The sequence below is a fragment of the Rhizobium sp. SVR5-9E genome, from assembly GCF_056755095.1.
In genome coordinates this window covers 1-273 of sequence record NZ_JBNDHS010000400.1, presented here as the reverse complement: position 1 = coordinate 273, position 273 = coordinate 1, and the positions used below count along the sequence as shown (strand labels likewise).

Sequence of the window (273 nt, the reverse complement as noted above, 5' to 3'; positions counted from 1 at the left end):
GATCCCCACCTGCGCCTGCGCGCTGTCGTCGAGACGGAACGGGATTTTGCTGGTCAGGTTGTTGGGCGTTAGCGGGGTACCGCTTTCGTTGGCAATCACAAACCCCACATCGGGGTTATCCGACACCACCGCGTTGCTGGAGACCTTTTCTGCCTCAACGCGCATCGTCAGCATTGCGTTCGCTTCCACGTTGGTGCATTTGATGGCGATGGTTTTGCTTTGCGCGGTTACCCCCTCCGGTTTGTTACCCGCCCCGGCCTTGCTGAACAGGGA

The 273-nt window shown here is 59.3% G+C and carries 1 protein-coding gene; it reads right to left on the bottom strand.

The window, feature by feature from the left end; all coding sequences use genetic code 11:
* Positions 1 to 273: fimbrial protein (locus tag ACPYOJ_RS35355; protein ID WP_481420388.1), on the bottom strand; the 273-nt coding region annotated here is incomplete at both ends.